At 49.9% G+C, this 15,817-nt stretch carries 14 protein-coding genes; 13 read left to right on the plus strand and 1 reads right to left on the minus strand.

Features of this window, described 5'->3' with window-relative positions; all coding sequences use genetic code 11:
• Window positions 1-269 precede the first annotated feature (269 nt).
• Window positions 270-1,664, plus strand: coding sequence for a DHA2 family efflux MFS transporter permease subunit (locus tag DW47_RS0104230; protein WP_029685113.1), 1,395 nt, complete (start codon window positions 270-272; stop codon window positions 1,662-1,664).
• Window positions 1,665-1,712: 48 nt separating this feature from the next.
• On the opposite strand, the gene kup is transcribed toward DW47_RS0104230, so the two are convergent.
• A complete protein-coding gene (kup, locus tag DW47_RS0104235) occupies window positions 1,713-3,581 on the minus strand; it encodes a low affinity potassium transporter Kup (RefSeq protein ID WP_029685115.1) in 1,869 nt (622 codons plus the stop codon).
• 262 nt (window positions 3,582-3,843) lie between these two features.
• Here kup and ravA point away from each other — a divergent pair, with 262 nt between their 5' ends.
• The 12 genes from ravA to atpA all read left to right on the plus strand — a co-directional run bounded on the left by ravA (window position 3,844) and on the right by atpA (window position 15,800).
• Window positions 3,844-5,340 carry an ATPase RavA gene (gene ravA / locus DW47_RS0104240; protein WP_029685116.1) on the plus strand — a complete coding sequence of 499 codons (1,497 nt, stop codon included), beginning with the start codon at window positions 3,844-3,846 and terminating at the stop codon, window positions 5,338-5,340.
• Window positions 5,337-6,797 (plus strand): ATPase RavA stimulator ViaA, encoded by a 1,461-nt coding sequence (viaA, locus tag DW47_RS0104245; RefSeq protein ID WP_029685118.1) that lies wholly within the window; start codon window positions 5,337-5,339, stop codon window positions 6,795-6,797. Before ravA ends, viaA begins: the two co-directional genes overlap by 4 nt.
• Before the next feature lie 101 nt (window positions 6,798-6,898).
• The gene (gene asnC / locus DW47_RS0104250; RefSeq protein WP_029685119.1) at window positions 6,899-7,360 is read left to right on the plus strand and encodes a transcriptional regulator AsnC; all 462 of its coding nucleotides are present in this window, start codon (window positions 6,899-6,901) and stop codon (window positions 7,358-7,360) included.
• A 154-nt stretch (window positions 7,361-7,514) separates the two neighbouring features.
• Complete coding sequence (gene mioC / locus DW47_RS0104255) at window positions 7,515-7,955, plus strand: FMN-binding protein MioC (RefSeq protein ID WP_029685121.1); 441 nt, start codon at window positions 7,515-7,517, stop codon at window positions 7,953-7,955.
• A 439-nt stretch (window positions 7,956-8,394) separates the two neighbouring features.
• Window positions 8,395-10,284, plus strand: a complete 1,890-nt coding sequence (gene mnmG / locus DW47_RS0104260; protein ID WP_029685122.1) for a tRNA uridine-5-carboxymethylaminomethyl(34) synthesis enzyme MnmG — start codon at window positions 8,395-8,397, stop codon at window positions 10,282-10,284.
• A gap of 55 nt (window positions 10,285-10,339) precedes the next feature.
• Window positions 10,340-10,969, plus strand: a complete 630-nt coding sequence (gene rsmG / locus DW47_RS0104265; RefSeq protein ID WP_029685123.1) for a 16S rRNA (guanine(527)-N(7))-methyltransferase RsmG — start codon at window positions 10,340-10,342, stop codon at window positions 10,967-10,969.
• Window positions 10,970-11,611: 642 nt separating this feature from the next.
• Complete coding sequence (gene atpI, locus DW47_RS0104270; protein WP_029685124.1) at window positions 11,612-11,992, plus strand: F0F1 ATP synthase subunit I; 381 nt, start codon at window positions 11,612-11,614, stop codon at window positions 11,990-11,992.
• Between the two features lie 8 nt (window positions 11,993-12,000).
• Window positions 12,001-12,819, plus strand: coding sequence for a F0F1 ATP synthase subunit A (gene atpB / locus DW47_RS0104275; RefSeq protein WP_029685126.1), 819 nt, complete (start codon window positions 12,001-12,003; stop codon window positions 12,817-12,819).
• Between the two features lie 50 nt (window positions 12,820-12,869).
• Window positions 12,870-13,109: a F0F1 ATP synthase subunit C gene (gene atpE / locus DW47_RS0104280; protein WP_025901630.1), complete on the plus strand. Its 240-nt coding sequence runs from the start codon at window positions 12,870-12,872 to the stop codon at window positions 13,107-13,109.
• A 116-nt stretch (window positions 13,110-13,225) separates the two neighbouring features.
• Window positions 13,226-13,696, plus strand: coding sequence for a F0F1 ATP synthase subunit B (gene atpF / locus DW47_RS0104285; protein ID WP_029685128.1), 471 nt, complete (start codon window positions 13,226-13,228; stop codon window positions 13,694-13,696).
• A 14-nt stretch (window positions 13,697-13,710) separates the two neighbouring features.
• Window positions 13,711-14,244 (plus strand): F0F1 ATP synthase subunit delta, encoded by a 534-nt coding sequence (gene atpH, locus DW47_RS0104290; protein ID WP_029685129.1) that lies wholly within the window; start codon window positions 13,711-13,713, stop codon window positions 14,242-14,244.
• A 14-nt stretch (window positions 14,245-14,258) separates the two neighbouring features.
• Complete coding sequence (gene atpA / locus DW47_RS0104295; protein ID WP_029685130.1) at window positions 14,259-15,800, plus strand: F0F1 ATP synthase subunit alpha; 1,542 nt, start codon at window positions 14,259-14,261, stop codon at window positions 15,798-15,800.
• Window positions 15,801-15,817 lie beyond the last annotated feature (17 nt).

The raw sequence follows: 15,817 nt of genomic DNA on the forward strand, positions 1-15,817 counted from the left end.
CCTGTCACGCCGCTGCGCATCGCGCTTTGCCGTGTCAGTGGGAGCGCATTATAGGGAGTTAATTTTTTCTGACAAGGGTTTATTTGAAATTAATTTCCAACCGTTGCTTTTTTATCCACTTTAGCCATCAGCGCGCTTTTCTGTCTGAAAAACAGCCAAAAACTGCGGTTTTTTTCCCAGATTTATCGCGTTTTTTCTGTCATTACTGATGTTCCCCAGTAACGCCTTTGTATTTCATCGTTCCAAAAGATAATAGAGAAGGATATTTCATGGTTCGTTCTGCACGGAGTATGTCCGGTCTGCCCTGGATTGCGGCAATGGCGTTTTTTATGCAAGCTCTGGATGCCACCATACTGAATACCGCACTGCCCGCCATTGCACAGAGCCTTGACCGGCCGCCAGTCGCCATGCAGTCAGCAGTGATTAGCTATACCTTAACCGTTGCCATGCTGATCCCGGTCAGCGGCTGGCTAGCAGACCGTTTTGGCACGCGCAGGGTCTTTATCGCAGCTGTCACACTCTTTGCCCTCGGTTCATTATTCTGCGCGCTATCAGGAAGCCTATCGGCGCTAGTTATCTCACGAATTATTCAAGGTATCGGCGGTGCCATGATGATGCCCGTCGCGAGATTGGCATTATTACGCGCCTATCCACGCAGCGAACTGTTACCGGTGCTCAACTTTGTAACCATGCCCGGCTTGGTCGGCCCGGTTCTAGGTCCAGTTTTAGGGGGAGTGATGGTGACCTATGCCTCGTGGCACTGGATTTTCCTGATTAATATCCCTATCGCCCTGACCGGCATCTTTTTCGCCCGTAAATATATGCCGGACTTCACCACCCCGAAACACAGCTTCGATTTCTTCGGCTTTCTCTTGTTCGGTCTTGGACTGGTGCTGATCTCGGTGGGAATAGAATTACTCGGTGAACAATTGGTCTCTGCTTGGCTCGCATCGGTGGCACTGGTAGGCGGTATAGTGTTACTGCTTATCTATATAAAGCATGCCCACCATCACCGTGCGCCATTAATCGGTCTACCGATGTTCAAGACCCATACTTTCTCTATAGGGATAGCTGGGAATATTGCTACCCGTTTGGGAACCGGCTCAGTCCCTTTTCTTATGCCACTAATGCTACAGGTAGGATTCGGCTATTCGGCACTGCTGGCTGGCTGCATTATGGTGCCCACCGCCATCGGATCCATTCTGGCTAAATCCCTTGTGACCCGTGTCCTGCGTCAGTGTGGTTACCGACGGACCTTGGTGGGCGTGACGTTACTGATCGGCCTATTTGTCGCCAGTTTTGCCTTACAGACCCCGTCTCTACCCTTTATTCTGCTGCTGGTCCCCTTATTTATCATGGGAATGTGTATGTCGATGCAGTTTACCGCTATGAATACCCTCACCCTTGGTGACTTAACCGATGACAATGCCAGTGCCGGCAACAGTGTCCTGGCAGTCACTCAGCAGCTTGCCATTAGCTTTGGTGTCGCAGTCAGTGCGGCAGTGTTACGGCTGTGGCAGAACTTCACGGTAACTCCCCTCAGTGATTTCCATATGACGTTTCTGAGTATGGGAATAATAACACTGCTGTCTGCCGTGATTTTTCTGTTATTACACATCAGCGATGGAAAAAAACTGATTAAACCTGCGCCGAAGAAAGGATAACGGGTAGAAAGAATAGAAAGAAGAAGGGGGCTACTGCCCCCTTCTCTATTAGAACTCGACTTGAGTACCTAATTCGATCACACGGTTGGGTGGAATTTCAAACTGGTCCGGCGCACGCTGAGCATTGCGCTGTAAGGCCATAAACAGTTTTCCACGTAAACGGAGATACCACGGGCGCTTGCCAAGGATCAGTGATTCTCTCGACATAAAGAAAGACGTATCCATCATCCGACAGTTCAGCCCTTCTAGCCCACAACGGTGGAAGATCTCCTCGACATTCGGCGTTTCCCGCCAGCCATAGCTGGCAACCACCCGCCAGAAGGTCGGTGAGAGCTGCTCAATGGTGACACGACGAACATTATGTACATAAGGCACATCTTCGGTGCGCAGGGTCAGTAATACCACCCGTTCATGCAACACTTTATTGTGCTTAAGGTTATGCAGCATCGCGAAGGGGATCACATTCAGCACCCGCGACATAAACACCGCGGTCCCTGTTACTCTGACTGGTGGGTTCTTCTCCAGAGAGGCGATCATGGCTTCCAGGGAATTACCATGTTCATGCATTCGTCGCAGCACCCGGAAGCGCTCACTCTTCCAAGTGGTCATAATGATAAACATCACCAGCGCCAGACACAGTGGCAGCCAGCCACCAGAAAGAATTTTCACTAAGTTAGCACTGAACAGTGGTACATCAATACACAGCAGCACCACAAAAATCAGTCCCACCAGCAGGGTATTCCAGTGCCAGTTCTGTCTAGCCACCGTACAGGAGAGGATCGTCGTCAGTATCATGGTACCGGTTACGGCAATCCCATAGGCTGCCGCTAGGTTACTGGAATGTTTGAAACTGACGATTACTATTAGCACGGCAGCGTACAGCAGCCAGTTAATCACCGGAATATAAATCTGCCCAGACTCATTCTCTGAGGTATGGATAATACGGATCGGCGGTAAATATCCGAGACGTACTGCCTGTCGAGTCAAAGAAAAGACACCGGAAATAACAGCCTGAGAGGCAATGACCGTCGCCAAAGTGGCCAGGATGAGCATCGGGATTAATGCCCAGTCCGGTGCCAGCAGGAAGAAGGGGTTTTTAATGGCCTGTGGGTCAGTGAGTAACAGAGCCCCTTGGCCAAAATAGTTAAGCACCAGCGAAGGCAGTACTACGGTAAACCAAGCTATGCGGATCGGCAGTTTGCCGAAATGGCCCATATCCGCATACAGTGCTTCTACCCCGGTAATTGCCAGTACCACCGCCCCTAACGCAAAGAACGACACGGTTTTATAATGAATAAAGAACTCAATAGCATGCCAAGGGTTCAGCGCCTGCAAGACTGCTGGGTTTTTAAGGATACCGCTCACCCCAAGAACTCCCAGTACCACAAACCAAGCCAGCATTATCGGGGCAAACAGCTTACCCACCAGCCCAGTGCCGTGTTTCTGGATCATAAACAGCAGAGTCAGCACAGCAATCGACAGGGGGATGATATAGCGGTCCAATGACGGTGCTGCAATCTCCAGCCCTTCCATCGCTGACATCACCGACATCGCAGGGGTGATCACCACTTCGCCGTAAAAGAAGCTGCCACCTACCAGTCCGAGGATCAGTAGTACTGCGGTGGCCCTGGCACCGGTATTGCGCCCCGCTAACGACATAAGGGTCAGTATCCCCCCTTCGCCGGCGTTATCAGCCCGCATAACGTAGCTGATGTATTTCAGGGAGACGACCAGGATCAATAACCAGAAAATTAATGACAGAAAACCAAATACGGACTCCTGCTCGATGCCAAAACCAAATTGCCCCGAAAGGCACTCTCGCAAGGTATACAGTGGGCTGGTTCCGATATCTCCATAAACCACACCGATAGCTGCTAGCGTCAATGCGCTGGTCGATTGTTTGTTATTTGAGCTCATATCATTTTATCTTGTAGTTAACCAATCCCATAAAAAGAGTGTCGCTAAAGACAGTGGGGGCCACAGTATGCACTTATTCCTCAAAAAACCTACCCGGAGACCAATAAAAGACCATTAAAATTCATCAATAACAGCGCAGAGAACCCTACACTGTAGCGTTAATCTCAGAGAAAATAGCAGCCAGTTTTCCGTATTTACGGACTATGCCGTTACACTGACCGCAGAGTGATACGGATAGAATAAAAAGGACACCAATAATATTATGGCACTGACACCTCTTTTAGCTGACAGAATTACCCGTCTCAGTGACATGCTGGAGAAAGGCCTGTATGAAAGGCACCATGTGATCCGCCTCTGTCTGCTAGCAGCGTTGGCTGGGGAGAGTGTTTTTTTAATGGGACCGCCGGGGATTGCCAAAAGCCTGATTGCTCGGCGCTTGAAATATGCCTTTCGTGATGCCAGTGCTTTTGAGTACCTGATGACACGTTTTTCTACCCCAGAGGAAGTCTTCGGCCCGCTCTCTATCCAAGCCCTGAAAGATGAAGGTCGCTACCAGCGGCTAACCAAAGGTTATCTACCCGAGGCGGAAATCGTTTTCCTCGATGAGATATGGAAGGCTGGTCCGGCTATCCTGAACACCTTGCTGACTGCCATCAATGAACGCCGTTTCCGTAACGGTGATAACGAATCGCCTATTCCGATGCGCCTGTTGATTGCAGCGTCCAATGAACTGCCAGAAGCTGATAGTGGACTGACTGCCCTGTATGACCGGATGCTGATCCGTTTATGTATTGATAATGTCACCAATAAGCAGAATTTCCGCAATATGCTGACCCCGGCACGGGAGGCAACCTTTACGCCTGCTGAAGAGTCACTGCGTATCAGCCATGATGAATATCAACAATGGCAACGAGAAATTATCAAAGTCAGCTTACCAGATAATGTGTTTGAACTGATTTTCCGGTTACGCCGCCAACTGGAAAACCAACCAGAAGCCCCTTATGTCTCAGACCGCCGCTGGAAAAAGGCAGTACATCTCTTACAGGCCAGCGCGTTCTTCAGTGGCCGCCAGGCAATAGCCCCTATTGACCTTATCCTACTCAAAGACTGCTTGTGGCATGACCACAGTACCCGTGAACAGGTGGAGCGGGAGATAAGGGAACTGATGACCGGTCATGGCTGGCAGCAGCAATCGCTGCAGCTAAAACTGCGCCAGCTTCAGAGCCACCAGATGACCTTACAACAGCAGCGTCACCGGGATCACGCCTTCCGTCTTGAGAAGCAGAACACCTTGTTCAGCCGTAAGCCCCACTATCAGTTACCAGCTAGCGATAACCAAGGGACATTAACCCTGATGCTGCAACAGCCGCTGACTCTGCATGACCACAAAGTGACGTACCTGACGCTACACGCTGAAGCACTGAGCCAATGGTTACAGAAAGGCGGTGAGATCAAAGGCCAACTCAACGGTATCGGCTTTGCTCAATCGCTGGATCTGCATATAGATGAACAGGACTGCTTGGCGCTGCGAGATATCAGCCTGCAGTCCTCACGTCTCAGTACCCTCGATACCGCTCAGGACGATGAGATCCCACCGGAAATTATCAGCGAACTGCACGATCTGCATGAGCAGTTACAAACCCAACGTCAGTTATTCCGTCAGCATCAGCAGTGCCTATTTATTGATCCGGAGTGGCTAGCGTTGATCGAAAATAGCCTGCAGGAAGTGGCTGATCAGATTGAACAGGCCCTACCATGATGTCGGTTGACACGCTGCTCAGTCTGCTTACCTTTGATAATTATGATTCGGTCAGCGAATTTCTGAGCACCCTGTTAGCGGCCCCACAGCTGGTCATGTTTCTTGAAAGAAGCCCCGCCTTAAAACAGGCACTGCTACGCGACCTGCCGAATATTCGTGAAGCCATTTACCAGCAACAGCGTAATACGTCTGTCCCAGGCAGCCTTCGCCGCGAATTTGATCTTTATCGCCAGCAGCAAAACTTGAGCCTGTATCAGTTTAGCCTTGGACTCAATGAGACCTTGAGCACACTGGATGAGCTAGACTCTCCCTTCGCGCCGGATGCTCAGCAACTGGCCTCACAGGTAGAAGATGAAATACTGACAACGGCCCAACACTGCCTGTTCTTTCAACGCTGGAAACTCAGCCTCACCCTGCAGAGTTTGACCCTGAATGAGAGCATCCTCGAACAGCAGCGGGAAAAACTGATCGCTGAATTACAGCAACGCATTACTCTCAGTGATCAGTTGTCCCCGTTACTCAGAGAAGATGAGGAGTCTGCCGCCGGAACGCTATGGGATATGGGACGGGCACCGTTACAAAAGGGCGATGCTGCGTTGATTAAAGAGTACAGTGAGTTCCTACAACATACCCCCGCACTGACAGCCTTGGCGGCACAACTGGGGCGCAGCCGTGAGTCAAAATCTCAACCCACAGACAATGCGCCGCCAGGCATACAGAAGATACAGGTCCGTCAGCCAGACAGCGCGCCGGAAGAAGTCAGTGGCATTCACCAGAGTGACGATATACTACGGTTATTGCCATCGGAACTGGCAGCCCTTAGCCTGTCAGAGACCGAGCTAGAGTTTTACCGGCGGCTGGTGGAGAAGCGGCTGCTTACCTATCAGTTAGCCGGAGGATCGCTACATGATGAGTACCGCCCACGTCCGGTCAGCGAAAAGCACCAGGATCCTCAACCTAAAGGTCCGTTTATTGTCTGTGTCGACACGTCAGGATCGATGGGCGGCTTCAATGAACGTTGTGCAAAAGCGTTCTGTCTGGCGCTATTTAGAATTGCCCTGCAGGAGCAGCGGCGCTGCTATATCATGCTGTTTGCCAGTGAGGTGATCCGCTATGAACTGACCGCTGATAACGGTCTACAGCAGGCAACCCGCTTTTTAAGTCAGCGCTTTCGTGGCGGTACCGACTTGGCATACTGTATGAATGAAGTCTGTAACCTGCTGGAAGGCCCCGCTTGGCATGAAGCGGATGCCGTCATTATCTCTGACTTCATCGCCCAGCGTCTGCCCGTCGAGCTTATCCGCCGTATCGAACAACTGCGCCAGAAGAGTGGACAACGTTACCATGCCGTCACCCTCTCTCAGCACGGTAAACCGGCGATCTTGAAAATCTTCGACCATATATGGAAATTTGATACCCGGCTACGCAGTCGCTTGTTGCAACGCTTTCGAAAGTGACCGTCAGGAAACTCCTTCAATAACTGTACAAGCTGTCTTGCCAGCCATAGGCTGCGGGATTACTGTCACAGTATGGCTTGAGTCAGCAGAAAGGAAAAAATATGGCTGATACCTTACAACTTGATCAACTCGACCGCGATATCCTCAATGCATTACTCAGTAATGCCCGCACCTCTTATGCCGAACTGGCCAAACAGTTCGCCGTCAGTGCCGGAACTATCCACGTCAGGGTAGAGAAAATGCGCCAAGCAGGAATTATTCTCGGGACCCGCATAGAGGTTGATCCCAAAAAGCTCGGCTTTGATGTCTGTTGTTTTATCGGCATTATTTTGAAAAGCGCCCGTGATTACCCCGCAGCGTTGAGCAAACTGGAGGCCTTGGAAGAAGTCGTCGAAGCTTGGTATACCACCGGTCATTACAGTATTTTCATTAAAGTGATGTGTCGATCGATTGATGCGCTGCAACTGGTGCTGATCAATAAGATACAAACCATCGATGAAATACAGTCCACCGAAACACTGATCTCCCTACAGAACCCGATAATGCGCACTATCACGCCCTGATCCTTCAGGGCATTGTGGATAACCTTATTCCTACCGTCACGCCTTTAACCACGGTAATCCTGTCGTAAAAGAAAAATGAATAACCCTGTTGTCCACAGGTGGATCACTGCTTGATCACAGCGTACAATGCTTGCCTTTAATCGAAGGAAGAATAATGGCGGATATTACCTTTATCACCGGCAGTACCCTCGGCAGTGCTGAGTATGTCGCTGAAGATCTGGCTGAGATATCAGAAGAAAACGGTTTATCTGCAGAAGTCCTGCACGGACCGGAATACACTGAAGTGACTCCACAGGGTATCTGGCTGCTGGTCAGTTCTACCCACGGTGCCGGTGAGATCCCTGATAACCTTTTAGCTTTCAGTGAAACCCTGGCCGCTGAAAAACCGGATCTTTCAGAGGTTCGCTACGGTGCTATTGGGCTGGGTAACCACGAATATGATCTGTTCTGTGGTGCGATCCGCACTTTGGATCAACAGCTAGCAGCGTTAGGAGCTAAAAGGATCGGCGACCGTCTAGAAATTGATGTTTTGGTCCACGATGTGCCTGAGGATCCGGCCACTGAATGGTTCCGCCAGTGGATCACCCTGATTTGAGATCCTTTTATACCGGTCATTGATCGCTTATTTCAGTTGATCCGCAGTGAATAGTCCTGTTTTACGATCTTTCTTTTCCGTGGATCTGTGTATAACTACCCCTTAAACATGCGAATAAGTGGTAGTTATCCAATGAATAACCCTTGATGCTTTTTTGTCCTGTGCATAAGTACCCTTTTTGATCTCAGCTTATACGTGGCAGGATCACCGATCATTCACAACAAACGATCCTTTCTATCTAGATGTTTAATAAGACGAAATATCCCTTATCCACAGAAAGGCTCGATCCTAATAAGAGATCTAACAGAAAGATCATACATAAAATAAAGATCTTTCTTTTAAACCCTAATGATCCTGCCACTTTCACCGGTCAGGGAATTTAAGTAGAATCCTTCTCCGGGTTACACCCCCAATCGTTAATCTACCGAGGTATCACTTCATGTTTTATCCAGATCCTTTTGACGTCATCATCATTGGTGGCGGTCATGCGGGGACCGAAGCGGCAATGGCTGCTGCCCGTATGGGTCAGCAAACCCTGCTACTGACCCACAATATCGATACACTGGGACAAATGTCTTGTAACCCGGCGATCGGCGGGATCGGTAAGGGACATCTGGTGAAAGAAGTCGATGCCATGGGCGGTCTGATGGCTCAAGCTATCGATAAAGCCGGCATTCAGTTTAGAATATTAAACAGCAGTAAAGGTCCGGCAGTAAGGGCGACTCGAGCACAGGCAGACCGTGTGCTTTACCGCCAAGCTGTGCGTACGGCGCTAGAAAACCAGCCGAACCTGATGATCTTTCAACAAGCCGTGGATGATTTGATTGTTGAAAACGATCAAGTGGTCGGTGCTGTCACCCAAATGGGATTGAAGTTCCGAGCGAAAGCAGTAGTGTTAACCGTCGGGACTTTCCTGGACGGTAAAATCCATATTGGTATGGATAACTACAGCGGTGGCCGAGCTGGCGATCCCCCTTCTGTACCCTTGGCCCGTCGTTTGCGTGAATTACCGTTACGTGTCAATCGCCTAAAAACGGGTACACCGCCGCGTATTGATGCCAGAACCATCGATTTCTCTGTGCTGACACCGCAACACGGTGACAACCCAGCACCGGTCTTCTCGTTTATGGGTAAAGCGAGTGATCATCCGGCACAGATGGCCTGTTACATGACCTACACCAATGAGAACACTCATGAGGTGATCCGTAATAACTTGGATCGTAGCCCGATGTATGCCGGTGTGATCGAAGGGATCGGTCCACGCTATTGTCCATCGATCGAAGATAAGGTGATGCGTTTTGCGGATCGTAATGCTCATCAGATCTTCCTCGAACCGGAAGGACTGACCAGTAATGAAATTTATCCGAACGGGATCTCTACCAGTCTGCCGTTTGATGTGCAGATGCAGATCGTCCGCTCGATGCAGGGACTCGAAAACGCGAAAATTATCCGTCCGGGTTATGCCATTGAATATGATTTCTTTGATCCTCGGGATCTGAAACCGAGCCTTGAAAGCAAACATATCCGTGGTCTGTTCTTTGCAGGCCAGATCAACGGAACCACGGGCTACGAAGAAGCCGCTGCCCAGGGGATGTTAGCCGGCCTGAATGCTGGGCGTATGGCGAGTGAAAAAGACGCGTGGATCCCACGCCGTGATAACTCCTATCTCGGTGTGCTGGTGGACGACCTCTGTACGCTCGGGACAAAAGAGCCGTACCGCATGTTCACCTCCCGTGCTGAATACCGACTGATGCTGCGTGAAGATAACGCGGATTTACGTCTTACCGCTATCGGTCGTGAGATGGGACTGGTGGATGATGAGCGTTGGGCACACTTTAATCGTAAGTTGGAATCGGTGGAGCGTGAGCGTCAACGTTTGCAGGATATCTGGGTCCATCCAAAATCAGAACACGTGGCGGCCATCAACGCCGAATTGAATGCTGACCTCACCAAAGAAGCCAGCGGTGAAGATCTGCTACGTCGTCCTGAATTGACTTACGCAAAACTTATGACCTTGCCAGGCTTTGGTCCAGCGCTAGAAGATCCTTCTGCTGCCGATCAAGTAGAAGTCCAGGTGAAATACGAAGGCTATATTGCCCGTCAGCGTGAAGAGATTGAACGCCATCAGCGTAATGAGAATACCTTGTTACCGGCAGATATTGATTACCGCAACGTCAGCGGCCTCTCAAATGAAGTGATCGCTAAGCTGAACGACCATAAGCCGTCGTCTATCGGTCAGGCATCTCGGATTTCCGGAGTTACCCCAGCAGCAATTTCAATCCTGCTTATCTATCTAAAAAAACAAGGTCTGCTGCGTAAAAGCGCCTGAGTTTGCTATCACTAAAGGGGAAACCATAGGGATTCCCCCCGACTGGGATTTTTTCGTGATTAATACATTGTCCGTCCTGCTTAACCGTGCCGGTATTTCGCTCTCCGATCAGCAAAAACATCAGTTGGTCAGCTATGTGGGAATGCTGGATAAATGGAATAAAGCCTACAATCTGACCTCTGTCCGTGACCCTCAGCAGATGTTGATCCGTCATATCATGGACAGCATTGTGGTTGCTCCGTATCTGCAAGGCCAAAAGTTTATTGATGTCGGCACTGGACCGGGATTACCTGGCATTCCGTTATCGATTGTCTGCCCCGATGCGCATTTCACTCTGCTGGACAGCCTAGGCAAGCGGGTACGTTTTTTACGCCAAGTTCAGCATGAACTGAAACTGGACAATATTACGCCAGTGCAAAGCCGTGTTGAAACGTTCAGCGACGGTGCTCCGTTCGACGGCGTGATCAGTCGTGCATTCGCCTCACTCCAAGATATGGTCAGTTGGTGTCACCATTTGCCGGCTGCCGGTGAAGGCCGTTTTTATGCACTGAAAGGTCAAGTGCCTGAAGATGAATTGGCGTCATTGCCGGAAAATCTGTCTCTCGAGTCAGTGATTGCGCTGCAGGTGCCGGAGTTGGAAGGGGAGCGCCATTTGGTGGTGCTGCGTCAGAATGCATGTGACTGACCGGTTTTCCCGCTAGACGGAAAATGTTATTCTGCCTCTGTAAAATGAAAGTAAGTACTAACATTACTTCGGTTCCCGGGCTGGGGACGCTTCTCTAAGGGGAGAAGGGCTGGTTTATCGCCTTGGCGCTATTCCGCTGGCATAACCGCTTATTTTTGACATATTCCCCGACAGCTTGAGTTTGGGGAAATATAAAAATAGCGGTAATTTTTTATCATTTATTCTTTTTTTTTAATTCTCACGGAAAAAATACACCTTACGCCGACGGTAGGGATGTAAAATAAATGATAATAAAATGAAATAATAAAAGCAGTAGTAACATCACCAATAGTGAGGGTATCCGTTTTTTTTCACCGCTGATTTTTTTGAGCTGGAGAAAAAGCCGAACTCAGGGGGAAAAAACCAATGGTCGGACGGGAAGAAATGCCAATATTCTGCGATTTTCGGGGAAGATTATTGTCCAAAATTCCTTTTCAGAAAGAATTTTAAATAATTGTTCACCTTTTCACTACTTACAGATTGAAATCGTAGGAGTGCCCCGTATAATTTGCACGGCTTTTGCTGTTCACTCCTTCGGAGTGGTAGCAGCGGTTTGTGTAACACACGATATACCCAACATAAGTAAGGGAGAGTAAGCCGGTCATGTCTCTGTCTCTTTACAGTATGAGATTAGCGCGGACAGTGCTGCTTATTCAACTGGTGACAGTTCTGGTCATCAGTTTTTTCTTTGCTTTGAAAAGCATTCACTGGGGAGCTTCTGCTCTGGCAGGGGGGCTAGCGGCCTGGTTGCCGGCTGTCCTGTTTACGTTTCTGGCCTGGCGCCTGCAAGGGCAACTACCGGCTAAAGGGCGTGTTGCCTGGAGTTTTGCCATTGGTGAGGTCTCTAAGGTCCTTACCACCATCGTATTGCTTGTTGTGGCGTTGGGTGTGTTCGGGGCGGTGTTTTTGCCTCTTGGACTGAGCTGGTTATCGGTGCTGGTGGTGCAAATCATTGCACCGATTGTAATTAACAAAAAAGGGTAAGATGCATCATGGCCGCAGGAGAAATCTCAACCCCACAGGAATACATAAGTCATCACCTGCAACACCTGCAGCTTGATTTACGTACCTTCCAGTTGGTGAATGCGCACGACGCTCCGGCAACTTTCTGGACGTTAAACCTGGATTCCATGTTTTTCTCTGTCGTACTGGGTCTGGTCTTTCTGGTACTGTTCCGCAAAGTGGCAAAACACGTCACCAGCGGTGTGCCGGGGAAACTGCAGGCGGCTATTGAACTGGTTGTTGGTTTCGTCGATAGCAATGTGCGTGATATGTATCACGGCAAAAGCAAACTTATCGCCCCGCTGGCACTGACGATTTTCGTCTGGGTCTTTTTAATGAACCTCATGGATCTGTTACCTATCGATCTGCTCCCTTACTTGGGTGAGCATGTCCTGGGTCTGCCGGCATTGCGTGTTGTGCCGTCTGCTGACGTGAACGTGACATTATCTATGGCGCTGGGCGTATTTATTTTGATTCTGTTCTACAGCATCAAAATGAAAGGCGTAGGTGGTTTTACTAAAGAACTGACTTTACAGCCTTTCAATCACCCGATCTTCATCCCTATCAACCTGATCCTTGAAGGTGTTAGCTTACTGTCCAAACCTGTTTCACTGGGTCTGCGACTGTTCGGTAACATGTATGCGGGTGAACTGATCTTTATCCTGATTGCGGGACTGTTACCGTGGTGGTCACAGTGGGTTCTGAATGTGCCATGGGCCATTTTCCACATCCTGATCATCTCGTTACAGGCTTTCATTTTCATGGTCCTCACGATTGTCTATCTCTCGATGGCATCTGAAGAACATTGATATTTTTATCTCAACACTACTGATTTAATTGAAACAAACTGGAGACTGTCATGGAAAACGTGAGTGTGGATCTGCTGTACATGGCTGCCGCTGTGATGATGGGCCTGGCGGCAATCGGTGCTGCGATCGGTATCGGCATCCTCGGGGGTAAATTTTTGGAAGGTGCTGCACGTCAGCCTGACCTGATCCCTCTGCTGCGCACACAGTTCTTTGTTGTTATGGGTCTGGTGGATGCAATCCCTATGATCGCTGTAGGTCTGGGTCTCTACGTGATGTTTGCTGTCGCCTAGTAATGCCTGGTAATACGGTTGTTTGTTCGGCGAACTTAGGCGAATAAACGAAGTCTGCCGTTTATCTCTCCGGTGATGACGGCAGAAAAAGCTAACTTAATTAGAGGCATTGTGCTGTGAATATTAATGCAACAATCCTCGGCCAGGCCATCGCGTTCATTCTCTTTGTCGCGTTTTGTATGAAGTATGTATGGCCGCCGATTATGGCTGCTATCGAGAAACGTCAGAAAGAAGTTGCTGACAGTCTCGCTTCTGCAGAGCTTGCTAAAAAAGAGCTGGATATCGCCCAGGCTAATGCGTCCGACGAGCTGAAAAAAGCCAAAGAAAGTGCTCAGGCTATCATCGAGCAGGCCAATAAGCGTCGTACACAGATTCTGGAAGAAGCGAAGGCTGAAGCTGAAACTGAACGTGACAAGATCATTGCACAGGGTTACTCCGAAGTTGACGCCGAGCGTCAGCGTGCACGCGAAGATCTGCGTAAGCAGGTTGCGCTGCTGGCAGTTGCGGGTGCCGAGAAGATCATTGAGCGTTCCGTGGATGAAGCTGCTAATAGCGACATCGTTGATAAACTGGTCGCTGAACTGTAAGGAGGGAGGGGCCGATGTCTGAATTTACTACTGTAGCTCGCCCCTACGCCAAAGCAGCTTTTGACTTTGCTGTTGAGCATCAAAGTATTGATCGCTGGCAGAATATGCTGGCATTTACCGCAGACGTTGCCCGCGATAAGCAGGTAGCTCAGATCCTTTCAGGTGCACAGGCTCCGGAAACGGCGGCTGCTGCATTTATTGCACTCTGTGGTGATCAACTGGATGAAAACGGTCAGAACCTGATTAAGGTAATGGCAGGATATAAACGTCTGAAAGCGCTTCCGGCTGTGCTGGAACAGTTCATTCAGTTACGCGACGCGCATGATGCGATCGCTGAGGTAGAAGTCACTTCTGCCACTGAACTGAACCAGGAGCAACTGACTAAAATCAGTGCTGCGATGGAAAAACGTTTATCACGCAAAGTTAAGCTGAATTGCAAAATTGATAAGTCTGTCATTGCAGGCGTAGTCATCCAGGCGGGTGACATGGTGATTGACGGTAGCGTACGCGGCCGTCTTGAGCGTCTGGCAGACGACTTGCAGTCTTAAGGGGACTGGAGCATATGCAACTGAATTCCACCGAAATCAGCGAACTGATCAAGCAGCGCATTGCTCAGTTCAATGTCGTGAGCGAAGCTCACAATGAAGGTACTATTGTTTCTGTAAGTGACGGTATCATCCGCGTAAACGGCCTGGCCGATGTTATGCAGGGTGAGATGATTGCCCTGCCGGGTAACCGTTACGCTATCGCACTGAACCTGGAGCGCGACTCTGTCGGTGCTGTCGTTATGGGCCCATACATGGATCTTGCCGAAGGCATGAAAGTGAAATGTACTGGCCGTATCCTGGAAGTACCAGTTGGTCGTGGTTTACTGGGTCGTGTTGTTAACACCCTGGGTGAGCCTATCGACGGTAAAGGTCCAGTTGAAAACGACGGCTTCTCTCCTGTAGAAGTTATCGCACCGGGTGTTATCGATCGTCAGTCCGTTGACCAGCCTCTGCAGACTGGTTACAAAGCGGTTGATGCGATGATCCCAGTGGGCCGTGGTCAGCGTGAGCTGATTATCGGTGACCGTCAGACCGGTAAAACCGCAATGGCGATTGATGCGATCATCAACCAGCGCGATTCTGGTATCAAGTGTGTCTACGTAGCGATTGGTCAGAAAGCTTCTACCATCTCTAACGTGGTCCGCAAACTGGAAGAGCACGGTGCTCTGGCAAACACCATTGTTGTGGTGGCTTCTGCCTCTGAATCTGCTGCCCTGCAATACCTGGCGCCATATGCCGGTTGTGCAATGGGTGAGTACTTCCGTGACCGTGGTGAAGATGCACTGATCGTATACGATGACCTGTCTAAGCAGGCTGTTGCTTACCGTCAGATTTCACTGCTGCTGCGTCGTCCGCCAGGCCGTGAAGCATTCCCTGGTGATGTGTTCTACCTCCACTCCCGTCTGCTGGAGCGTGCATCTCGCGTAAACGCTGAGTACGTTGAAGCATTCACCAAAGGTGAAGTGAAAGGTAAAACCGGTTCTCTGACAGCGCTGCCTATCATTGAAACTCAGGCAGGTGACGTTTCTGCGTTCGTTCCGACTAACGTAATCTCGATTACCGATGGTCAGATCTTCCTGGAATCTAACCTGTTCAACTCCGGTATCCGTCCTGCCGTTAACCCAGGGATCTCTGTATCTCGTGTGGGTGGTGCAGCACAGACTAAAATCATCAAGAAACTGTCTGGGGGTATTCGTACCGCTCTGGCACAGTACCGTGAACTGGCAGCGTTCTCTCAGTTCGCCTCTGATCTTGATGAAGTGACCCGTAAGCAACTGGACCACGGCCAGAAAGTAACTGAACTGCTGAAGCAGAAACAGTACGCGCCGATGTCTGTTGCACAGCAGGGCCTGGTCCTGTTTGCGGTTGAACGCGGTTACCTGAGTGATGTTGAGGTCGCTAAGATCCTCAGCTTTGAGTCCTCTCTGCTGGCGTTCGCTGATCGCGAACACGCTGAACTGATGCAGGAAATCAACCAAGCGGGTAACTTCAATGGCGAAATCGAAGCGAAGTTAAAAGCTCTGCTCGATTCGTTCAAAGCAACCCAGTCCTGGTAATGTCTAGCGGCTTGCCT

The sequence above is a fragment of the Tatumella saanichensis genome, assembly GCF_000439375.1.
Lineage (GTDB): Bacteria > Pseudomonadota > Gammaproteobacteria > Enterobacterales > Enterobacteriaceae > Tatumella > Tatumella saanichensis.